Annotated in this window: 23 protein-coding genes; 13 read left to right on the forward strand and 10 right to left on the reverse strand. The window is 69.0% G+C overall.

What is annotated here, in order from left to right:
- Nucleotides 1-29 precede the first annotated feature (29 nt).
- Entirely contained in the window at nt 30-1,025 is a 996-nt protein-coding gene (locus ACFQ7F_RS29540) for an AraC family transcriptional regulator (protein WP_383276569.1), read from the forward strand.
- Here ACFQ7F_RS29540 and ACFQ7F_RS29545 read toward each other — a convergent pair.
- Complete coding sequence (locus tag ACFQ7F_RS29545) at nt 947-1,222, reverse strand: GntR family transcriptional regulator (RefSeq protein ID WP_383276636.1); 276 nt, start codon at nt 1,220-1,222, stop codon at nt 947-949. The two genes, ACFQ7F_RS29540 and ACFQ7F_RS29545, sit on opposite strands and share 79 nt — an antisense overlap.
- A 32-nt stretch (nt 1,223-1,254) precedes the next feature.
- The gene (locus tag ACFQ7F_RS29550) at nt 1,255-1,512 is read right to left on the reverse strand and encodes a GntR family transcriptional regulator (RefSeq protein ID WP_383276572.1); all 258 of its coding nucleotides are present in this window, start codon (nt 1,510-1,512) and stop codon (nt 1,255-1,257) included.
- Between the two features lie 253 nt (nt 1,513-1,765).
- Here ACFQ7F_RS29550 and ACFQ7F_RS29555 point away from each other — a divergent pair, with 253 nt between their 5' ends.
- The 3 genes from ACFQ7F_RS29555 to ACFQ7F_RS29565 all read left to right on the forward strand — a co-directional run bounded on the left by ACFQ7F_RS29555 (nt 1,766) and on the right by ACFQ7F_RS29565 (nt 2,700).
- Nucleotides 1,766-1,984: a hypothetical protein gene (locus tag ACFQ7F_RS29555; RefSeq protein ID WP_383276575.1), complete on the forward strand. Its 219-nt coding sequence runs from the start codon at nt 1,766-1,768 to the stop codon at nt 1,982-1,984.
- 8 nt (nt 1,985-1,992) lie between these two features.
- Nucleotides 1,993-2,277 (forward strand): hypothetical protein, encoded by a 285-nt coding sequence (locus ACFQ7F_RS29560; protein WP_383276639.1) that lies wholly within the window; start codon nt 1,993-1,995, stop codon nt 2,275-2,277.
- A 204-nt stretch (nt 2,278-2,481) separates the two neighbouring features.
- Nucleotides 2,482-2,700, forward strand: a complete 219-nt coding sequence (locus tag ACFQ7F_RS29565; RefSeq protein ID WP_383276578.1) for a hypothetical protein — start codon at nt 2,482-2,484, stop codon at nt 2,698-2,700.
- 36 nt (nt 2,701-2,736) lie between these two features.
- Here ACFQ7F_RS29565 and ACFQ7F_RS29570 read toward each other — a convergent pair whose 3' ends face one another.
- Nucleotides 2,737-3,105, reverse strand: coding sequence for a MerR family transcriptional regulator (locus ACFQ7F_RS29570; RefSeq protein WP_383276581.1), 369 nt, complete (start codon nt 3,103-3,105; stop codon nt 2,737-2,739).
- Between the two features lie 163 nt (nt 3,106-3,268).
- On the opposite strand from ACFQ7F_RS29570, the gene ACFQ7F_RS29575 reads away from it, so the two are divergent.
- On the forward strand, nt 3,269-4,174 hold the full coding sequence (locus ACFQ7F_RS29575) for an NADP-dependent oxidoreductase (RefSeq protein WP_383276584.1): 906 nt from the start codon (nt 3,269-3,271) through the stop codon (nt 4,172-4,174).
- Between the two features lie 43 nt (nt 4,175-4,217).
- On the opposite strand, the gene ACFQ7F_RS29580 is transcribed toward ACFQ7F_RS29575, so the two are convergent.
- Together ACFQ7F_RS29580 and ACFQ7F_RS29585 are read right to left on the reverse strand one after the other, a co-directional pair.
- Complete coding sequence (locus ACFQ7F_RS29580) at nt 4,218-4,841, reverse strand: TetR/AcrR family transcriptional regulator (protein WP_383276588.1); 624 nt, start codon at nt 4,839-4,841, stop codon at nt 4,218-4,220.
- A 108-nt stretch (nt 4,842-4,949) separates the two neighbouring features.
- The gene (locus ACFQ7F_RS29585) at nt 4,950-5,642 is read right to left on the reverse strand and encodes a DUF3159 domain-containing protein (RefSeq protein ID WP_383276591.1); all 693 of its coding nucleotides are present in this window, start codon (nt 5,640-5,642) and stop codon (nt 4,950-4,952) included.
- A gap of 198 nt (nt 5,643-5,840) precedes the next feature.
- Between ACFQ7F_RS29585 and ACFQ7F_RS29590 the strand changes: the two genes are divergently transcribed.
- The gene (locus tag ACFQ7F_RS29590; RefSeq protein WP_383276594.1) at nt 5,841-7,730 is read left to right on the forward strand and encodes a S9 family peptidase; all 1,890 of its coding nucleotides are present in this window, start codon (nt 5,841-5,843) and stop codon (nt 7,728-7,730) included.
- Here the strand turns inward: ACFQ7F_RS29590 and ACFQ7F_RS29595 are convergent.
- Both ACFQ7F_RS29595 and ACFQ7F_RS29600 read right to left on the reverse strand, forming a co-directional pair.
- On the reverse strand, nt 7,720-8,118 hold the full coding sequence (locus ACFQ7F_RS29595) for a VOC family protein (RefSeq protein ID WP_383276597.1): 399 nt from the start codon (nt 8,116-8,118) through the stop codon (nt 7,720-7,722). The two genes, ACFQ7F_RS29590 and ACFQ7F_RS29595, sit on opposite strands and share 11 nt — an antisense overlap.
- Complete coding sequence (locus ACFQ7F_RS29600; RefSeq protein WP_383276600.1) at nt 8,115-8,297, reverse strand: hypothetical protein; 183 nt, start codon at nt 8,295-8,297, stop codon at nt 8,115-8,117. The genes ACFQ7F_RS29595 and ACFQ7F_RS29600 overlap by 4 nt, the downstream gene beginning before the upstream one ends.
- Here ACFQ7F_RS29600 and ACFQ7F_RS29605 point away from each other — a divergent pair.
- The 3 genes from ACFQ7F_RS29605 (at nt 8,296) to ACFQ7F_RS29615 (ending at nt 11,109) form a co-directional block, all read left to right on the forward strand.
- A complete protein-coding gene (locus ACFQ7F_RS29605) occupies nt 8,296-9,303 on the forward strand; it encodes a helix-turn-helix transcriptional regulator (RefSeq protein ID WP_383276603.1) in 1,008 nt (335 codons plus the stop codon). The two genes, ACFQ7F_RS29600 and ACFQ7F_RS29605, sit on opposite strands and share 2 nt — an antisense overlap.
- A gap of 120 nt (nt 9,304-9,423) precedes the next feature.
- Nucleotides 9,424-10,371 carry a DUF998 domain-containing protein gene (locus ACFQ7F_RS29610; RefSeq protein ID WP_383276606.1) on the forward strand — a complete coding sequence of 316 codons (948 nt, stop codon included), beginning with the start codon at nt 9,424-9,426 and terminating at the stop codon, nt 10,369-10,371.
- A gap of 72 nt (nt 10,372-10,443) precedes the next feature.
- The gene (locus ACFQ7F_RS29615; RefSeq protein WP_383276609.1) at nt 10,444-11,109 is read left to right on the forward strand and encodes a nitroreductase; all 666 of its coding nucleotides are present in this window, start codon (nt 10,444-10,446) and stop codon (nt 11,107-11,109) included.
- Between the two features lie 86 nt (nt 11,110-11,195).
- On the opposite strand, the gene ACFQ7F_RS29620 is transcribed toward ACFQ7F_RS29615, so the two are convergent.
- Nucleotides 11,196-11,957, reverse strand: a complete 762-nt coding sequence (locus ACFQ7F_RS29620) for a phosphoglyceromutase (RefSeq protein WP_383276612.1) — start codon at nt 11,955-11,957, stop codon at nt 11,196-11,198.
- Nucleotides 11,958-12,168: 211 nt separating this feature from the next.
- On the opposite strand from ACFQ7F_RS29620, the gene ACFQ7F_RS29625 reads away from it, so the two are divergent.
- Nucleotides 12,169-13,476, forward strand: a complete 1,308-nt coding sequence (locus tag ACFQ7F_RS29625) for an MDR family MFS transporter (protein ID WP_383276615.1) — start codon at nt 12,169-12,171, stop codon at nt 13,474-13,476.
- A gap of 15 nt (nt 13,477-13,491) precedes the next feature.
- Here the strand turns inward: ACFQ7F_RS29625 and ACFQ7F_RS29630 are convergent, their stop codons facing one another.
- On the reverse strand, nt 13,492-15,471 hold the full coding sequence (locus ACFQ7F_RS29630; RefSeq protein ID WP_383276618.1) for an Ig-like domain repeat protein: 1,980 nt from the start codon (nt 15,469-15,471) through the stop codon (nt 13,492-13,494).
- A 308-nt stretch (nt 15,472-15,779) separates the two neighbouring features.
- Between ACFQ7F_RS29630 and ACFQ7F_RS29635 the strand changes: the two genes are divergently transcribed.
- Nucleotides 15,780-15,935, forward strand: coding sequence for a hypothetical protein (locus ACFQ7F_RS29635; protein ID WP_383276621.1), 156 nt, complete (start codon nt 15,780-15,782; stop codon nt 15,933-15,935).
- A gap of 105 nt (nt 15,936-16,040) precedes the next feature.
- On the opposite strand, the gene phoU is transcribed toward ACFQ7F_RS29635, so the two are convergent.
- Nucleotides 16,041-16,721, reverse strand: a complete 681-nt coding sequence (gene phoU / locus ACFQ7F_RS29640) for a phosphate signaling complex protein PhoU (protein WP_383276642.1) — start codon at nt 16,719-16,721, stop codon at nt 16,041-16,043.
- 283 nt (nt 16,722-17,004) lie between these two features.
- Between phoU and ACFQ7F_RS29645 the strand changes: the two genes are divergently transcribed.
- On the forward strand, nt 17,005-18,264 hold the full coding sequence (locus ACFQ7F_RS29645) for a sensor histidine kinase (RefSeq protein WP_383276624.1): 1,260 nt from the start codon (nt 17,005-17,007) through the stop codon (nt 18,262-18,264).
- Entirely contained in the window at nt 18,261-18,941 is a 681-nt protein-coding gene (locus ACFQ7F_RS29650) for a response regulator (protein ID WP_383276627.1), read from the forward strand. Before ACFQ7F_RS29645 ends, ACFQ7F_RS29650 begins: the two co-directional genes overlap by 4 nt.
- Nucleotides 18,942-19,089: the final 148 nt, after the last annotated feature.

Genomic DNA, 19,089 nt, shown 5'->3' on the forward strand with positions numbered 1-19,089 from the left:
GATGAGCTATGACGGAAAGTCTGCAATCTTTGACCGAGAGTCCGGGCGGAGGGGCTGGCGGAGGAGCTGGTGGAGGGGCTTCAGGGCAGTTCGCCCTGTCGTCCGACCTCATCAGCGAACTGCTGACCAGCATGCGGCTGCGCGGTGTCCAGTACCGGCGCGTCCATGTCGGCCCCCGGTTCGGCCTCAATTTCGACGCCAAGCCCGGCCACGCCTATTTCCACTTCCTCGCCGTCGGCTCCGCCGTCCTGCGCACCGCGGACGGAACCGTCCATGAGCTCTCGGCGGGCAACGCCATATTCATGCCCCACGGCGAGTCCCACCAGTTGCTCTCCGGTCCGGACGTACGGGTCCTGGGCATGGACAGTTTCACCGGCATTCCCCTCAGCGACACGGTCTGTGACGTGGACACCTGCCCGAGCACCGACCCGAATCCCAGCGCGATCTTCTTCAACGGCTACATGGAGTTCGACCTCGGCGGAATGCAGGGCATCAGCCAGCTGATGCCGGACGTCATGCTGGTCGACGCCGGGGGAGAGCGTTACCCCGGGCTCATGCCGATCCTCACGTCCATGAGGCGCGAAGTCTGCTCCGGGCGCGTGGGCTTCGCAGGCATCCTTGCCCGTCTCGCCGAAGTGGCGGCGGCCATGATCGTGCGGGGCTGGATCGAGTGCGGATGCGACAGTGCCTCCGGCCTCGTGGCCGCGTTGCGCGACCCCCGTCTGGCCTGCGCCATCCTGGCCCTGCACCGGCAGCCCGGACATCACTGGACCGTGGCGGAGCTGGCAGCGGAATGCAATGTCTCCCGGTCCGTCTTCGCGGACCGGTTCCAGACCACGATCGGCATGCCGCCCCTCCGCTATGCCACGGAACTGCGGATGCTCCTCGCCGGTCAGTGGATTGCCCAGGACACGCTGCCGATCCAGTCCGTGGCACAACGCCTCGGCTACACCTCGCAGGCCGCGTTCAGCCGAGCCTTCAAACGCGTCACGGGCCAGCCGCCGGGCGCGAGCAGGGTGGGCTGACGCGGGGGAGGTCCGGCTGCGCCGGGGCTGAGGTGGGGGAGGCCTTCTGCCTTGAGGTGAGTCAGGGCCTTCTGGGCTGTCGAGGCGGCGATACCGAACTCGGAGGGCAGCTCGACGGCGGACGGCACCCGCGCGCCTACGGGGTAGGTGCCGTCGGCGATCCGGGATGTAACGGTTGCTGCCGCGACCTGCGCCAGACGGGGCGTGTTCGGTCGAGATCCGGCTGCGCCTACGCGTCGTCCTGCTGGCTGGGCTTCTCGGGCTGCCTGGCCACGAAGGAGCCGAGGCCCGGCTCCGTGTAGGTCAGCCCTTCCGCGCGCATCGCCTGAAGCACCTTCTGCGCGGTAGCCGTGGCGATGCCGAACTCGGAAGTGATCTGGACGACGGAGGGGACGCGCGTCCTTGGCGGATAGGTCCCGTCCGCGATGCGGCGGCGGATGACCTCGGCGACCTGACGCCAGCGGGGGATATCGGGTACGAACTCCATCACCACACCATGATGAGCATGCTGGGACATCTGTGCGAGCTGCGACATACCTAGTACACCTGCCGCACTCCCGCTAGCGTGGAGGCATGACAGACCCCGGCGACGGCCGCTATCCGTCCCGGGGCATGGCCACCAGCTAGTACAAGGAGCTGACGACGTGACCGACCTTATCGACCGCATCGCTGCGTGGGTGTGCTTACTGCTGCAACCCCGCGGCACGCACCGTCGCAGCGGTAGCAGCACGCCGCTCGGCGTGACGCGGCCCGCGCCGATCCTCGCGACCCCCGCCCTCCCCAGCCATCGCAGCCCCTACGGACTTGACCGCGCTCCCCTCGCAGGCGAGGCAAGCCCCCTCGTACGCCCCTACCTCACGGCCCACGAACACCGCAGACGCCGACGCGAACTGGTGCTTGCCACCCTGGGGTTGGATGTCCCCGGCCCCTACTGGATCCACGGCATGGAGGTCGCCTGATGTCGGAGATGCCGGAGCCGGAGTTCCTCCGCCCCGCCCGCCTGCTGCCCTGGTCAGGCCCGGAAGGCAAACCCTGCTACCTCATCGGCGACGACACCGGCCCCGTGTCCCGGGTCGCCGACGCGATGGAGTCCGTCCAGCTAGGCATGAGCAGTCAGCTCCTGACGTACGCCCGTGAAACGCTCCCCGATACCCCCGAGCACGAACTCCGCTTCCTCGCCCAGCGCCTGACCGAGGCCCTGCACGACGCCCTTCGCGTCGCGGAGAGCCGGGGGCTGCGACTGAACGAGTAGGTAAGTACGGGAGGGACGCTCCCGGATCGCGCGCACCGGGGGCCTCCCTCGCGCCCCGCTTCCCGGCATACCCGCCTGGCACAGGCCAATCCAGCCCAAGATGCGCGGTATGTCGCCAATCGTGGATAGCTACGTGACTGCACCACACGCTTCGAGCTACATAGGAGGACTGGCCGTTCTTGCTTGATGGGGGGGACTTGCCAAGTGGTGCTGACCATCGATCTCGCGGTACTGCTGGCCGTCATCATCTTTTTCCTGTGGCGGAGAAAACCTCTGGCCCGGAGTCGGCTCAACACGGGAATGACCATGGCCGTCGTGCTGATCTTCGGGGTGCTCATCGCTCCGACCGCTTTCGGGCACGGCATCGTTGACGCCGTAAGTGACGTCGCACAGGGGTTCTCGAATGTGGGCACCAACCCCTGACCGACGCCTGACGGCGGATCCTCTTGGGGGCAGGGCTTACTCCGGGGGAGAGCAACTGTGGTCAGGGTCCAGCGCTATGGCGATCACGTCATCGAGCCGGTCACGCACCTCGAGCAGGTCGGTGATGCGCCGGTCGACGTCGACGCGCTCGGCTGCCAGTTGGTCCAGGAGCGCCGCCGAGGGCGCGCCGCCCGAGTCCACGCACGGCAGCACCACGCGGACGGTTCTGCTCGGCAGACCCGCGGCATAGAGCTGCTGGATCAGCTTGACCCGGCCGACGGCGGTGTCGGGATAGTGCCGCTGACCGCCGGAACTGCGGTCGGCGTGAAGCAGCTCCTGTTCCTCGTAATAGCGCAGCGCGCGGACGCTCACCCCCGCCTTCTCGGCGACCTCTCCGATCCGCATCCCCACCGCTCCTCCTTCGTGCGACTGGCGCGTCAGACTTGCACCTGACGTCAACGTCAGGTTCTAACGTAGCGGATATCGGCGCTCGCGATCTTTTCCGAGCGCACCGACCCTACGGCGGGCCCGTTCAGGCTCCCCTCGGAGAAGTAGAAGGCAGGACTTCATGCGCGCAGCCCGCTTCCACGAGTACGGCGACGTAAAGACCTTGGTGATCGAGCAGGTACCCGAGCCGCACCCCGGGCCCGGGGAGATCCGCATCCGTGTCGCGGCCGCCGGAGTCAATCCCATCGACTGGAAAGTGCGTGCAGGCGCGGTGCGGGAGGTGCTCCCCCTGGAGCTGCCTGCGATCCCCGGGCGCGATGCCGCCGGTGTGGTCGACGAGATCGGTGACGGGGTGCGGGAGGTGAGCATCGGCGACCGTGTTTTCGGTCTTGGCGGTGTCACCGGCGCGACAGCCGAGCTTGCCGTGCTCTCGGCCTGGGCCCACGCGCCCGCCACGTGGAGCGACGAGGAGTCAGCCGGCGCCGGCCTGGCGTCCGTGACCGCGATGGGCGGGCTGAACGCGCTCGGTCCCCTTGACGGGCGGACCCTTCTCGTCGAGGGTGCCGCCGGAGGCGTGGGCAGTGCCGCAGTCGAGATCGCGGTGGCTCAGGGTGCCACCGTGATCGGGACGGCCAGCGAGCGCAACCACGAGTTCCTCGCCTCTCTCGGCGCCGTGCCCACCACCTACGGCACCGGTCTCGCGGAGCGCCTCGCCGTCCTCGCTCCGCACGGTGTCGACATCGCCCTCGACACTGCGGCCTCCGGGTCCCTTGCCGACCTCGTTGCGATCGTGGGCGATGCTGCCCGTGTGTCCACGGTCGCCGACCACGTCAACGCGGAGCGCCTGGGTGTGCGCGTGGTGAACGCCGCGAACGACTCCGCTCTCCTGGCTGCGGCGGCAGAGCTCGGTGGGCAGGGCCGCTACACGCCGCGCATCGAGCGCACCTACGCCCTCGAAGAGATCGCACAGGCCCATGCCGACGCGGAGCGCGGGCACACGCGGGGGAAAATTGTGATCCGCCTTTGAGGCCTTGAGACCTTGAGACCTTTGCGGCTTTGCGGCGGTCGGCTCAGTCGGTGACCGGGTCCCCCACAGCCCCTCCCGTCGCCCTGCGGACGACGCCTGCCAGGCGTTCGGGCGCGTCGGCGAACTGTGCGGGGTCGGCGCCGTCGAGAAGTGCCGCGCCGATGTGCTCGTTGAGGACCCGGAAGGCGGCGGAGGCCGCTGCGGCGTGCAGGCGTACCTGGAGGTCGTCGGCCGGGAGGTCGAGACGCTTCGCGATGATCTCGGCCATCTCGCGCTCCACCTGGTCACAGGCCATCAACCAGGCCGTGCGGAGGGGTGGTTCGGTATCGGCGAGGCGGATCATCCGCATCGCGAGCGCGTTGTCGGCGTGCTCGACGGGGTCGGCCTCACGGCCGAACCGGCTCACCTCCGCGGTGAAGTGCTCTTCGAGCGAGAGGTTCGCGGGCCAGTTGCGCAGCGTGCGCATCTCCCATGCGACGCCTTGCATCACGATGGGTTCGGCGCAGCTTTCCTTGCTGCGGAAGTGGCGCCAGATGGTGCGGGTGGACAGGCCCACCGCCTCGGCGATCTGGTCTCCGCTGGTGGCGTCCACGCCCTGTTCCCAGAACAGGCGTGCCGCCTCCCGGGAAATCTCCAGACGCAGCCGGTCGCGCCGCTGGTCCTTCATGTCCCGCCTCCGCTCGCGTTCCTGCCGTGAGTGTCTTACTGACATTAAGTGACGTCCGCAGCCAGTGCGTACCGGGGTGCGTACCGGGGGAGGCCGGGCTGGGAGCGCTCAGGCGCCCTTGGCGGGCAGCAGGCCGATGGCGGCCAGTCGCTTGTTCGAGCACCGGGCGGCCCACGCGACCACGAGGAGGGCCAGGGCGAGCAGCGGGAAGCCCATGGCGATCTTTGCGGCGCCAAGCGAGCCGACCTGGTCGGTGGCGTAGAAGTACTGCTGGACGGCGAACCGGGCGCCGAAGACGGCGGTCAGGGCTAGGGTGGCGATGTCGTAGTAGAGCCGCGAGCGCTTGTCCGCGCGCCAGACGTTGCCCTTGCCGGTGGCCACGTTCCAGATCACGCCTGCCAGCGGCCACCGCACCAGCACCGAGGCGAGGAAGAGGATCGCGCCGGCCAGGCTGGCCCAGATGCCGATGAGGAAGTAGTCCTTGGCGGAGCCGGTGAACCAGACGACCCCGGCGGCCACCGCGACGCCGAACACGCCGCCGATCGCGGGCTGCACCGACTCCCCGCCCACCAGCCGCGCCACGCCGATGGCCACGGCGACGGCGAAGGCGGCGACGATCGACGCCGTGAGCCCGAGGAAGTTGTGGGCGATGACGAATGCCAGCGCGGGCAGCGCCGAGTAGATGACGCCCTTGGTGCCGCCCGCCTGGTCGAGGGCTGAAGGCCGCTGCGGGGGCGCCGCGGGCGCTGCCTGTCCTGCCTGCGCGTCGGACTTCGTCTCCAGGAAGCTCTTGCTCTCCATGGTGGTCACTTCTCCCGATTCGTCTGAGGGCGAGGCGATGCCGGTGCATCACTTGATGACATCGTGTCACTAAGTGACGCATCTGGCTACCCCTCAAGTTCGCTCAAGTTCAGAGGGGGGGTGGGTGCTTGCAGCATCTGTCACTTAGTGACACTGTCATTAAGTGACAGAAAGTCGCCACGGGAAGGAACGGCAGACATGACGCAGCGCAAGACCATCTCCGTCGAGGAGTTCTTCGGGCCGCCGCCCCGCGCGACGGTCACGCTCTCGCCGGACGGTACGAAATTGGCGTATCTGGCCCTGTGGAAGAACCGCATGAACGTATGGGTCGAGAGCGTCGACGCGCCGGATGACGCGCGGTGCGTGACCGCCGAGGACCGCGGAGTGGTGAGCTACCACTGGACCCGTGACCCGCGATGGCTGCTCTACACCCGGGACCAGGGCGGCGACGAGAATGTGCACCTCTACCGCGTCGACCTGGAGGACCCGGACGCCGCCGCGGTGGACCTCACGCCGTATCCCGGGGTGCGGACCATGGGCCTCGACCTGCCTGCCGGGCGGCCCGGCAAGGTGATCACCCAGCTGAACCTGCGTGACCGGGCCGAGTTCGACCTGGTCGAACTGGACATCGCCACCGGCGACCTCACGACCCTCGCCCAGAGCCCCGGGGGCCATGTCGAAGGGTGGCTGTACAGCGAGCGCGAGCTGTTCGCGGTGGGGACGACGGCCGAGGGCGACATCGAGCTGTCCCGGTGGGACGGGGCGACGGGTGTGCCGGTCCCCGTGGCGCGGTTCGAGGGCGGTGACGCCCCGCTGGGGATCTACCCCATGGAGGTCACGCCGGACGGCGCCGGGGTGTGGCTGGGCTCGCACCGCGGGAGCGACCGCCTCCGCCTGGCCCGGCTCGACCTGGCCACCGGCGAGGAGCGTGAGGTCGACTCCCACCCGCAGTACGACCTGGACACCCGCGCACGGGTCTTTCCCGCCCTGCCGTCCCCGCTGATCCGCAGCCGGCGCACAGGTGAACTGCTCGGAGTCCGTTATCTGGGGGAGCGGCAGGTGATCCACGCGCTTGACCCGCACTTCGCCGCCGTACTGAAGAACCTGGAGAAGCTGTCCGACGGTGATCTCGCCGGAGTGTCCTGCGACGAGAGCGAACAGCGATGGGTGGTCAGCTTCACCCACGACCGCGACCCCGGGGTCACCTTCTTCTACGACCACACCACCGGCGAGAGCCGCCTGCTCCACCGGGCGAAGCCGCACCTCGACCCAGAGTCCCTCGCTCCGATGCGACCGGTGTCGATCCCCTCCCGCGACGGTCTGACTCTGCCCTCGCACCTGACGCTTCCTGTCGGTGTCGAGCCGTCCCGGCTGCCGCTCGTGCTGTTCGTCCACGGCGGTCCCTGGAGCCGGGACAGCTGGGGGTACCACCCCGCCGCGCAGCTCTTCGCCAACCGGGGCTGTGCGGTCCTACAGGTCAACTTCCGTGGCTCCACCGGCTACGGCAAGGCCTTCACCCGGGCGGGCATCGGGGAGTTCGCGGGCAAGATGCACGACGACCTCATCGACGGCGTGCGGTGGGCGGTCGACCAGGGGTACGCCGACCCGGAGCGCGTGGCGATCATGGGCGGCTCCTACGGCGGTTACGCGTCACTGGTCGGCGTCACCTTCACCCCGGACGTCTTCGCCGCCGCCATCGACGTCGTCGGCATCTCGGACCTGGCCAACTTCATGCGCAGCCAGCCCGACTTCGTCAAACCGATGCTGGCCTACAACTGGTTCACGTACGTCGGTGACCCGGCAGACCCGGAGCAGGAGGCCGACATGCTGGCCCGCTCCCCGATCAGCCGCGTCGACCAGATCCGCACACCGCTGATGGTGGTGCACGGCGCCAACGACGCCCGCGTCGTCCTCGCCGAGTCCGACCAGCTCGTCGAAGCCCTTCGCGCACGAGACGTCCCGGTCGACTACATCGTCATGGAGGACGAGGGCCACGCCATCGAGAACCCGGAGAACGTGATCGCCCTCTACACGGCGGCGGAACGCTTCCTGGCCGAACACCTGGGCTTCGAGGTCCTCAGCGGCTGAACTTCTCGATGGCGGCCGGTGTGACGGGCGTGAAGAAGTTGACGAGGTTGCCGTCAGGGTCGCGGAACAGGAGCGAGCGGTTGCCCCAGGGCAGCGTGGTGGGCTCATTGACGAAGTCCTCCACGAAGCCGGTCAGGTTCTTGTGCACGCTGTCCACGTCGTCGACCAGGAACTCGAGGATGACGCTGTGGTTGTCGGCCGGGCGGGCCGAGCCGGGCGAGAACAGCGGGACCGTGCGGGTGCTGCCGATCGCGAGGGTGGCCGAGCCGACCCTGAGCTCGGCGAAGTCCTCGTTGGACCAGCCGGCGGCTACCCCGGTGGCGCGCTCGTAGAAGGAGACGAGGCGGGCGACGTCGCCGGTGATGATGCGAACAGAGACGAAATTCATGGGGTCCACTCCTGGTCGTTCAGGTCGTTCAGGTAGTTCAGGTAGTTCAGTTGGTTCCGGCCGTTGAGGCCGTTGAGGCCGTTCAAGCCGTTCAGCTCGTACGTTCCGTGCTTCTGACCAGAGGCTATGACCAATACCGGGCGGAACCCGCCCGGTATATACGGCAGACTTCCGCACATGCCTCGCCCCATCGCCCGCGTGCTCACCCTGCTGGAGCTCCTGCAGTCGGGCGGCATCCGGACCGCGTCCGAACTCGCCGACCGGCTCGACGTCGACGAACGCACGGTGCGGCACTATGTCGGCCACCTCGTCGACCTCGACGTGCCCGTCGAATCGGTACGCGGCCGCTACGGCGGCTACCGGCTCACCCGCGGTTTTCGCATGCCGCCGCTCATGCTGAGCGACGACGAAGCGCTCGCCGTGCTCCTCGGCCTGGTCGCGGGGCAGCGAGAAGGCCTGACGACCACCACCACGGGTACGGCGAGCGAGACGGCGGCGGCAAAGATCCGGCGCGTCCTGCCCGAGCGGCTGCGCCTCAGACTCGACGCCGTGCTCCGGTCCCTCGCCTTCACGGCCCCGCCCGGCGAGGCGGGCGCCCCGGAATTCGCCCCGGAAACGGGGGTCCTGCTTCCGGTCGCCGACGCGGTGAACCACCACCGGCCGATCTCGATCCGGTACACCAACGCGAACGGCGACCGCAGCGAACGCACGCTGCACCCGCACGGACTCGTCGCTCACTCGGGCAAGTGGTACGTGACGGCCGCGGATCTCACGACCGGCGAGGACCGGACGTTCCGCCTCGACCGCATCACGGACGTACGGACCCTGCCGGGCTCGTTCGAACCACCCGCTGACCTCGACCCGGCCGAGCGCGTTCTGACCGGGCTCGCCACAGCCCCGTACCGCCACGAGGTGACCCTGCGCATCCAGGCGACGGCCGAGCACATCCACACGCGACTACCCCCCAGCGTCGCGATCGTCGAAGAACTGCCCGCCCCGGACAGCACGGACGGTTGGTCCAGCGTCGAACTGCGCGTGGACCGCCTCGACTGGCTCCCCGCCGTACTCGCCTCGCTGGACCGCCCCTTCATCATCGAACGCCCGGAGGAGCTACGCGGCCTGGTCGAAGCCCTGGCCGACCGACTCACACACTCCGCCCGCCGGGACCCGCCGCCTCCCGAATGACAGACAGACAGCCCTCGACTTTCGTCGCGCCACTCCATGCTTTCGGAGTGCTTTCGGACAACCGCTTCTAGCCACTCGGCAGACGCGCCGCCGATCACACCGTCCGTAGCGTCGGTTGGCATGAGACACGCGATGCCCGCCGTAGGGCTGTTCTTCCTGTCGCCGGTGGTCGGTGAGCTGCTGCTCGGCGCGACCTCGATCGACATGCTGTGGCTGCTGCCGATGCAGGCACTGCTGTACGGCGGCGGGTGCCTGCTGATCCGCGAGGTCGTCCGGCGCGCAGGGCGGGGATGGGGTTCGATCCTGCTCCTCGGGGCGGCGTACGCGCTGGTGGAGGAGGGGCTCCTTGACCAGATGCTGTTCAACGCGCACTACTCAGGCAACTACGACATGGTCTCGGTGACGCACGTGCCGTTCCTGGGCATCGGCGCCTACGGACTGCTCTCGGTGCTTGCCGTGCACGCCGTGTGGAGCATCGCCGTACCGATCGCGCTCATGGAGTCGCTGGTCCCGGATCGGGCGCGGGAGCCGTGGCTGGGCCGCATCGGGCTGTCCGTCACCGCGGCGCTCTTCGCCCTCGGCGCCGTGATCACCGGCTGGGGCAGCTACGACGAAAGCCACTTCATGGCCCCCTGGCCGCGCCTGGCCGGTACGGCGGCGGTGGTGGTCCTGCTGGTGGTCGCCGCGTTCAGGATCCGGCCGCCGGTACCCGGCCGCGCTGCCCGCGAAGCACCCCGCCCCCTGCTCGCGGGCGCGGCAGCGTTCCTGCTGACCAGCGGTTTCATGCTGGTCCTCCAGACGCACTGGTGGAGCGTGGCGGCGGCTCTCGCCATCGCGGCCGCGGCTCTGGCTCTCGGCATCTCCTGGTCGCGGAGGCCCGGTTGGGGATTGCCGCAGGTGTTCGCCCTCGCCGCCGGTGCCACGCTGACGTACACGTGGATCGGCTTCGGCCAGACCCCCGACACCGGCTCCGCAGGCACCGCCAACCTGATCGGCCACGTCATCCTCGCGGTCGCCGCCGTCGCGCTGCTGTTCGTCGCGGGGCGCCGGGTACGCGCGTACGGGTGAAGTGCGGTCGCCCGGTGCGACGATCATCCTCGTGTCTTCGCTGCCCGCCGTGGAGTGAGAGGACGAGAAGACGTGGATGTGTATGAAGCCGTGGACAGTCGCAGGGCTGTACGGGCGTTCAGCGATGAGCCGGTATCCAGAGAAGTACTCGAACGTGTGCTGGCCGCGGCGACGCGGGCCCCGTCGAGCGGGAACCTCCAGCCGTGGCACGTCTATGTCGTGACCGGCGAGCCCCTGGCCGAGCTGAAGAGACGTGCGACGGCCAGGGCGCTGGCGGGAGACCCGGGTGATGAGCGGGAGTACCCGATGTACCCGGCCGGACTGGCCGCTCCGTACGTGGACCGCTTCTCCGCCGCTGCCGCCCAGCGGTACGAAGCGCTGGGAATCGAGCGCGACGATCCCGACAGGCCCACGAAGATCGCCGCCTTGAACTCGGAGGCGTTCGGCGCCCCGGTCGTCCTGTTCTGCTACCTCGACCCGACGATGGGACCCGGGCAGTGGGGGGACGCGGGGATGTACTTGCAGACGGTCATGCTGCTCCTGAGGGCGGAAGGGCTGCACAGCTGCCCTCAGGTGATGTGGACGATGTACCGCAAGACCGTCAGCCAGATGGCCGGAGCCGATGACGGGCTCGTGCTGTTCTGCGGCGTCGCCGTCGGATTCGAGAAGGAGGGCGTGCCTCGGCTGCGTACCGGACGGGCTGACATGACAGAAACGGTGAGCTTCATCGGAGCCTGACCCTGAACAGCAACTTGACCCTGAACAGCAACAAGCCCCCTACCAGCGGATAACCCGCAGGCAGGGGGCTTGAAGCGTAGGCTTGCTTACTTCTTCTTGCCCTGGTTCTTGACCGCCTCGATGGCCGCCTTCGCCGCGTCCGGGTCCAGGTAAGTCCCGCCCGGCTTCACGGGCTTGAACTCCGCGTCCAGCTCGTAGGCGAGCGGGATGCCCGTCGGGATGTTCAGGCCCGCGATGTCCTCGTCCGAGACGCCGTCCAGGTGCTTGACCAGGGCGCGCAGCGAGTTGCCGTGGGCCGCGACCAGGACCGTCTTGCCGGTCAGGAGGTCGGGGACGATGCCGTCGAACCAGTACGGGAGCATGCGGACGACGACGTCCTTGAGGCACTCCGTCTGCGGGCGCAGCTCCGGCGGGAGCGTCGCGTAACGGGGGTCCTCGAACTGCGAGTACTCCGCGTCGCGGTCGAGCGCCGGCGGCGGGGTGTCGTACGAGCGGCGCCAGAGCATGAACTGCTCCTCGCCGAACTCGGCGAGCGTCTGCGCCTTGTCCTTGCCCTGGAGCGCCCCGTAGTGGCGCTCGTTCAGGCGCCAGCTGCGGTGGACCGGGATCCAGAGGCGGTCGGCGGACTCCAGGGAGAGCTGCGCGGTGCGGATCGCGCGCTTCTGGAGGGACGTGTGGACCACGTCGGGGAGCAGGCCGGCGTCCTTGAGCAGCTCGCCGCCGCGCGTCGCCTCCTTCTCGCCCTTCGCGGTGAGGTTGACGTCCACCCAGCCGGTGAACAGGTTCTTCTCGTTCCACTCGCTCTCGCCGTGGCGGAGGAGGATCAGCTTGTACGGTGCGTCGGCCATGCCCCTGAGCGTAATCGAACCGCCAGGTGCCCCGCGCGTCCGCCCGTAGCCCGGACAGCGCGGCCGCGGGCGGGGCGTCAATTGACGGGTTCTGCTAATCCGCTGGCTCTCGCCGCCCTCGAAGTCGTAATGTGCGCTAGTCGCTAGTGACGCTTACATGGTGATGTGCCACGCCGCACGTCGCACCTGACTCATCCACGGGGGAAAACCAATGCCGCTCGCTGCCCTGAGACGCGCCGCCAGAGAGTCCGTCTCCGGTCTTCCCCGCGAGTTCTGGTGGCTGTGGACCAGCACCCTCGTCAACCGGCTCGGTGCCTTCGTCGCCACCTTCATGGCGCTCTATCTGACCCTCGACCGCGGCTACTCCGCGACGTACGCCGGTCTCGTCGCCGCCCTGCACGGCCTCGGCGGCGTCGTCTCCTCGATCGGCGCGGGCGTCATGACCGACCGGCTCGGGCGGCGGCCCACGCTCCTCATCGCCCAGTCGTCCACCGCACTCTCCGTCGCCCTCCTCGGCTTCATGAAGGACCCCCTGGCCATCGCGGCCGTCGCCTTCCTCGTCGGCATGGCGAGCAACGCGTCCCGGCCCGCCGTCCAGGCGATGATGGCCGACATCGTCCGCCCCGAGGACCGGGTGCGGGCCTTCTCGCTCAACTACTGGGCGATCAACCTCGGGTTCGCGATCTCGGCCGCCGGCGCAGGTTTCATCGCCGAGTTCAGCTACCTCGCCGGGTTCCTCATCGAAGCCGTGATGACCATGGTCTGCGCCATCGTCGTCTTCGCGAAGCTGCCGGAGTCGCGGCCCGTGCGGACCGCCCTGGAGAAGGCGTCGGAACCGGACGTCGGCCTGGGTACCGTCCTGCGCGACGGGCGCTTCATGGGCGTCGTCGGACTGTCTTTCCTCATTGCGGTGATCTTCCAGCAGGGCGCCGTGGGGCTGCCCGTCGCGATGGGCGAGGCCGGGTTCACGCCCGCCGACTATGGAATGGCCATCGCCGTCAATGGCGTACTCATCGTCGTTCTTCAGATTCCTGTCACGCGCTTCATCGAACACCGCGACCCGCAGCGGCTGTTGATCGTCTCCGCGCTGCTCGCCGGCTACGGCTTCGGACTCACCGCGTTCGCCGGGTCCATCGGCGTCTTCGCCCTCACCGTGTGCGTCTGGACCCTCGCCGAGATCGTCAACGCCCCTACGCAGACCGGCCTCGTCGTACGGCTCTCGCCGACCCACGGCAGGGGGCGCTACCAAGGCATGTACACCCTGTCGTGGGCCGTCGCCGCGCTCGTCGCCCCGCTGATGTCCGGCTTCGTCATCGACCGCTTCGGGGCCCAGTGGCTCTGGGGCACCTGCGCGGTCATCGGGACGGTCGCCGCGCTCGGCTACTGGTCGCTGATGAGGGGGCTTCCGGCCGAGGAGGCGGAGGCGGAGATGGAGACGGAGACGGAGGTGGTGGTCGGCCCTGCGGGGCCCACTCCCGCGGAACCGACTCCCGCGGTGACCACCACCGCCTCCATGTAAGAGACCGGCCCGCCGCTAGCTGGTGAAGTTCAGGTACTTCCAGCTCCCGTACGTCGTCGTGTTCACGTTGTCGCCCGACGTCGCGTTGATGTACGCGGAGCGCACCCTGGCCCGGATGCCCGACTGGCCCGGAGCCTCCAGGGTGACGACGGAGGTGCCGTCCGCGTTCAGCTTGAAGTACTCGGCGTCGCCCCCGGACCGCCACGCGCCGTTCGCGTACTCCTGGAGCTCGAAGCGCTGCTTGCGGCCCTTGTAGTACGTCATCGACGTCGTGAAGACCTGGTCGGTGTTCTTGTGGAACCAGTAGTAGTTCGTGGAGCCGATCTTTTCCGTCTTGTAGTGCTTGGAGACGGCCGTGGAGACCTTGACCTTGGCGTACGCCGTGGACGTGGCCTTCGTGGGCGCGTAACGGGCGTCACCGGAGAAGACCGCGGTGACCTTCGTGTCGCGCTTCATGTCGACGGTGGCGGAGATGTTGCCGCTGGAGTTGACCTTCCCGGTCTTCAGGAGCTTGTTGGGCTTGTCGGTGCCGTAGGGGTTGGCCCAGATCTCGACCGTGCGGTTCTTGTACGTGGTGCCGAGGTGCGCGGTGAAGGAGACGTCGGCGTCGTAGCCGTAGACGTCGCCGTTCTTGTCCAGGGTCAGCTCGGTCGCGGCCCGCGAGACGTCGACCGTGCTCGACCCGGAGGCCGTGGCGTGCGTGGCGTCGCCCGCGTACGCGACCGTGTACTTCACCTTGCCGCCCGCGGGCGGGGTGTCGGTGAGCGAGAAGGAACCGTCCGCGTCGGTCTTCACCGCGGGCAGCTTCTTGCCGCCGGGGGACTCGATGTCCGTACGCGTGACGGACAGTTCGGTCCCGGCGGGCAACGACGTCTCCGTGTCGGTGATCTGGCCGGTGACGGTGAGGGACTTGTCGCGGGGCGCCGTCGTGGGCGCGCTCACCGTCAGCGTGGGCAGGGACTTGCCCGGCTCGGTCAGGACCCGCAGCGAGAAGGCGCCCTCGCCGTTGTCGGAGACCGCGAAGAGCCGGCTGCCGTCCGGCGCCCAGGCGAGCCCGCCCTCGGCCAGCGTGTCGCCGCCGCTGTTGCCGCTGGTGTTCGGGAACTCGTACTCCCGGACCTTGGACCACTTGCCCTGCTGGTAGATGTGCACGTCGGGCCCGTACCAGGAGAAGGTGCCCGCCGCCACGGTGCCGTCCGGGGCGATGTCCACGGCGGAGCCGTAGTCGCCCGAGTCGTAACGCCCCAGCGGCGACAGGTCCTCCGTGGAGTACACCGGGTGGTAGTACGGGGCGCCGCTCGCCGTGACGATCTGGGTCCCGTCGGGGGAGACCGCGATGTCGTCGAAGAAGCCGCCCTCCACCGACTTGGTGACTCTCAGCTCCGGCTTCGCCCCCGAGACGTCGTACACGGTCAGGGTGTCGTCGCTGGTCTCCTTCTCACCTGCGACCAGGATCCCCGAGTCGGGGTCGGAGCCGAGCTCGGGCGCGCCGTAGAAGCTCGCGCCGCCGTCCTGGTCGAGCGCGACGACGGGCTCGTCACCGGAGAAGTCGAGCGAGCCGATGCCGCCCCCGTAGCCGAACCACAGCTTGCCGCTCGCAAGGGCCAGCGTGCGCGGCTTCTCGGCGCCGTCGAGCTTGTAGCTCGCGGCCTGGGTGTACGAGGACGTGTCCACGGAGACGATCCGGTTGAGCCCGGCGACCGCCGCGTACACATGGTCGGAGTCGGGCGAGAGCGCCAGGCCGTCGACGTCCGGCAGCCCGTCCAAGGTGGCCTGCACGGCGCCCGTGTAGTCCGTGACGACGATCTTGCCGCCTCTCGGGTCGGACACGTAGACGCGCTGGTGGTCCCCGTCGACGAGCACGTCACCCGCCGACTTCACGTTCAGAAGCTTCGAAGAGTCCGCCGCTGCCTGGCCGGACGCCGTCGCGACCAGGGCCGCGGAACTGAAGAGGACCGCGAGCGCTGTCGCGGTCGAGATGGTGTGCGTACGCACGGTATGTGACCCCCCACATAAGAAGAACCCAGGTCAGCGACCTGGGACTTGGTACCCCTGCACAGCGACCTCACAGTAAGGCATTTCTGTGAAGGTTGCGCAGGGAGTTTCGTGGGTGAACTTCCTTGGTTGCGGGAGGAGTTCGGTGCGTGGTGATCCAGGGCCTCGTGAGTGGTGTTCCGGAGCGACGGGCCCGCCGAACGCGCGTGTGCGCTGTTGGTGCGCCCCTCCCCGGTGGGCATGGAACGGGCACCAGGCAGTACGCCATCGCCGTACGCCTTCGCAGTACGCCTTCGAGGAGGAGACCCATGGCTGAGTCCCCGATGACCGAACCCGTCCCCGAGCAGCCCGCCGATACACCAGGCCTGCCCGCGCTCGTACTCCTCGGCGCCTGCGGCTGCGGCTCGGGCTGCGCCTGCGGCTGTCAGTCGGGCGGACCGTGCCAGTGCGGCGGCTGCGGCTGAAACTGAAGCTGAGGAACCCGGAGCAGAGCAAAGGGGTGTGCCCCGCACGATCGACATCGGTGCGGGGCACACCCCTTGCGCGTGATGGCCGACCGTAAGGCAGGCTCAGGCGCCTTCCACGGGAGTTCCCGTGGGCTGGATCTCGTCCGCGTGCTCGCCGGTGACCAGGTAGACGACCCTCTTCGCCACCGACACCGCATGGTCGGCGAAGCGCTCGTAGTAGCGGCCGAGGAGCGTCACGTCCACGGCCGTCTCGATGCCGTGCTTCCAGCGGTCGTCCATCAGGTGCTGGAAGAGCGTGCGGTGCAGAAGGTCCATCTCGTCGTCGTCCTGCTCCAGCTGCAACGCCAGGTCGACGTCCTTCGTGATGATGACCTCCGCCGCCTTGGCCATGAGCCGCTGCGCGAGCTGCCCCATCTCCAGGATCGTCGCGTGCAGGTCGTGCGGAACGGCCGACGCCGGGAAGCGCAGCCGGGCCAGCTTGCCGACGTGCTGGGCGAGGTCGCCCGAGCGCTCGAGGTCGGCGCTCATCCGCAGCGAGGTGACGACGATGCGCAGGTCCGTGGCGACCGGCTGCTGCCGCGCCAGAAGGGCTATCGCGCGCGCCTCCAGCTCATGCTGCAGATCGTCGACCCTCTGGTCGGCGGCGATCACGCTCTCCGCCAGCTTCAGATCGGCGTCGAGCATGGCCGTCGTGGCGCGCCCGATCGCGGACCCGACCAGACGGGCCATCTCGACCAGGCCCTCGCCGATCGAGTCAAGTTCCTCGTGGTACGCGTCCCGCATGTGGATGTCCCTCTCTAGTACGACCCGGGGGCTGACCCCCACGCTCCCACGGTGCGGGTCGGACGCGTCCGTTTCCGACATCCCGAATGAACCGCCCCTGTCACCGAGGTGAACTGTGGGCGACGTGCGGCGCGCGCCCAGGAGCCGCCCCGGCGCGGACCGGAGTAACCCGTTCGGCCGAAGTGAACCAACACCGTCTCCTCGGTGAACTCTGGGCGACGAGTGTTCGAGGCGGCACCCGGATGGCTGGGGCAGGTGCTCATCCGGCGCATAACCTGGTGGCATGGACGTGAACGCGGCGGTCGCCGCAGCGGCAGCGATCGCCGGGGTGTGCACCGGTGTCATCGCCATGCTGGCGTTCCGCTGGAGCGAGCGCGACCTGAAACGCCCCACCCGGACCTCCCTGCACACAGACCCCGTACTGCCGCCGGGCGTCGACACGGTTCTCTCCGTGCTCCGCTCGTCCGCCGTCGTCCTCGACGAGGCGGACAGCGTGGTGAAGGCCAGCTCGGCGGCGTACGCCCTGGGCCTTGTCCGCGGCGGCAAGCTCGCCGTCGAGCCCATGCTCCAGATGGCGCGCGACACCCGCCGCGACGGCGAGATACGCCAGGTCGAGCTGGACCTGCCTCGCCGCGGCACCGGCCGGGGCGAGGCCCTCGCCGTCTCCGCACGCGTGGCCCCCCTCGGCTCCCGCCTGGTCATGCTCCTCGTGGAGGACCTCACCGAGGCCCGCCGCATCGAAGCCGTACGACGCGACTTCGTGGCGAACGTGAGCCATGAGCTCAAGACCCCGGTAGGCGCACTCTCCCTCCTCTCCGAGGCCGTCATGGACGCGTCGGACGACCCCGAGGCCGTCGAACGCTTCGCGGGCCGCATGCAGATCGAGGCGACCCGCCTGACCAGCCTCGTCCAGGAGCTCATCGACCTCTCCCGGGTCCAGAACGACGACCCCCTGGAGGACGCCGAACCCGTCCGTGTCGATGAGCTGGTGGCGGAAGCGATCGACCGCAGCCGTCACCAGGCCTCCCACAAGCAGATCACCATGGCCGCGGGCGGCACCGCCGACCTGCGGATATGGGGCAACCGCGGCCAGCTCGCCGCGGCACTCGGCAATCTCGTCGAGAACGCCGTCAACTACTCGCCCGCACGCACCCGCGTCGGCATCGCCGCCCGCCGGGTCACCGCGCCGGGCGGAGACCTCATCGAGGTGGCCGTCACCGATCAGGGGATCGGCATCTCCGACAAGGACAAGGAGCGCATATTCGAGCGCTTCTACCGAGTGGACCCGGCCCGTTCCCGGGCCACCGGCGGCACCGGCCTAGGCCTCGCCATCGTCAAACACGTGGCCGCCTCGCACGGCGGGGAGGTCACCGTGTGGAGCTCCGAGGGACAGGGCTCCACCTTCACCCTGCGGCTGCCCGAAGCAGCCGCGAACCGCGACCGCGGATCCGGTCACGGCGGAGACGGCAGCGAAGCCGGCACCGCACGGCCCGACGAGACCACTGCGTACGAACCCATTCCTGCCCCGGAGGTCCTTCCGTGACCCGAGTGCTCGTCGTCGAGGACGAGGAATCCTTCAGCGACGCTCTGTCCTACATGCTCCGCAAAGAGGGCTTCGAGGTCGCCATCGCGGCCACCGGCCCGGACGGACTCGACGAGTTCGAGCGCAACGGCGCCGACCTCGTCCTGCTCGACCTGATGCTGCCGGGCCTGCCCGGCACGGAGGTCTGCCGCCAGCTGCGCAGCCACTCCAACGTCCCGGTGATCATGGTCACCGCCAAGGACAGCGAGATCGACAAGGTGGTCGGCCTGGAAATAGGAGCCGATGACTACGTCACCAAGCCCTTCTCGTCGCGCGAACTGGTGGCCCGCATCCGCGCGGTCCTGCGTCGCCGCGGCGAGCCCGAGGAGGTCGCCCCGCAGGCCCTGGAGGCGGGCCCGGTCCGCATGGACGTGGACCGCCACGTGGTCACCGTCTCCGGCTCCAAGGTCGATCTGCCCCTCAAGGAGTTCGACCTCCTGGAGATGCTCCTGCGCAACGCGGGCCGCGTCCTGACCCGCATGCAGCTCATCGACCGCGTCTGGGGCGCGGACTACGTGGGTGACACCAAGACCCTCGACGTCCACGTCAAGCGCCTCCGCGCCAAGATCGAGCCGGACCCGGGGGCCCCGCGCTACCTGGTGACGGTGCGGGGCCTGGGCTACAAGTTCGAGCCGTAAACCGCGAGTGGGGCCCTCTCCCCGAGGTGATACCTCGCGGGGTGCCCGAGGCCCGACGGACGGAGTCCGGCGCAGCACTCCGAAGCCCGCGAAGCGGTGCGAGGGGTGCGTCGAGAAACAGATGGAGGGGCGGGAACCCGGTACCGGG

The organism is Streptomyces sp. NPDC056486, assembly GCF_042795295.1.
Taxonomy (GTDB): Bacteria; Actinomycetota; Actinomycetes; order Streptomycetales; family Streptomycetaceae; genus Streptomyces.

Bases quoted from the DNA above. Each gene is read 5' to 3' on its own strand.
- ACFQ7F_RS29550 (WP_383276572.1), bottom strand. From the start codon at position 1,512: ATGGAGTTCGTACCCGATATCCCCCGCTGGCGTCAGGTCGCCGAGGTC.
- ACFQ7F_RS29560 (WP_383276639.1), top strand. From the start codon at position 1,993: ATGCCGGAGCCGGAGTTCCTCCGCCCCGCCCGCCTGCTGCCCTGGTCA.
- ACFQ7F_RS29570 (WP_383276581.1), bottom strand. From the start codon at position 3,105: ATGCGGATCGGAGAGGTCGCCGAGAAGGCGGGGGTGAGCGTCCGCGCG.
- ACFQ7F_RS29575 (WP_383276584.1), top strand. From the start codon at position 3,269: ATGCGCGCAGCCCGCTTCCACGAGTACGGCGACGTAAAGACCTTGGTG.
- ACFQ7F_RS29580 (WP_383276588.1), bottom strand. From the start codon at position 4,841: ATGAAGGACCAGCGGCGCGACCGGCTGCGTCTGGAGATTTCCCGGGAG.
- ACFQ7F_RS29585 (WP_383276591.1), bottom strand. From the start codon at position 5,642: ATGGAGAGCAAGAGCTTCCTGGAGACGAAGTCCGACGCGCAGGCAGGA.
- ACFQ7F_RS29590 (WP_383276594.1), top strand. From the start codon at position 5,841: ATGACGCAGCGCAAGACCATCTCCGTCGAGGAGTTCTTCGGGCCGCCG.
- ACFQ7F_RS29595 (WP_383276597.1), bottom strand. From the start codon at position 8,118: ATGAATTTCGTCTCTGTTCGCATCATCACCGGCGACGTCGCCCGCCTC.
- ACFQ7F_RS29605 (WP_383276603.1), top strand. From the start codon at position 8,296: ATGCCTCGCCCCATCGCCCGCGTGCTCACCCTGCTGGAGCTCCTGCAG.
- ACFQ7F_RS29600 (WP_383276600.1), bottom strand. From the start codon at position 8,297: ATGTGCGGAAGTCTGCCGTATATACCGGGCGGGTTCCGCCCGGTATTG.
- ACFQ7F_RS29610 (WP_383276606.1), top strand. From the start codon at position 9,424: ATGAGACACGCGATGCCCGCCGTAGGGCTGTTCTTCCTGTCGCCGGTG.
- ACFQ7F_RS29620 (WP_383276612.1), bottom strand. From the start codon at position 11,957: ATGGCCGACGCACCGTACAAGCTGATCCTCCTCCGCCACGGCGAGAGC.
- ACFQ7F_RS29625 (WP_383276615.1), top strand. From the start codon at position 12,169: ATGCCGCTCGCTGCCCTGAGACGCGCCGCCAGAGAGTCCGTCTCCGGT.
- ACFQ7F_RS29635 (WP_383276621.1), top strand. From the start codon at position 15,780: ATGGCTGAGTCCCCGATGACCGAACCCGTCCCCGAGCAGCCCGCCGAT.
- phoU (WP_383276642.1), bottom strand. From the start codon at position 16,721: ATGCGGGACGCGTACCACGAGGAACTTGACTCGATCGGCGAGGGCCTG.
- ACFQ7F_RS29645 (WP_383276624.1), top strand. From the start codon at position 17,005: ATGGACGTGAACGCGGCGGTCGCCGCAGCGGCAGCGATCGCCGGGGTG.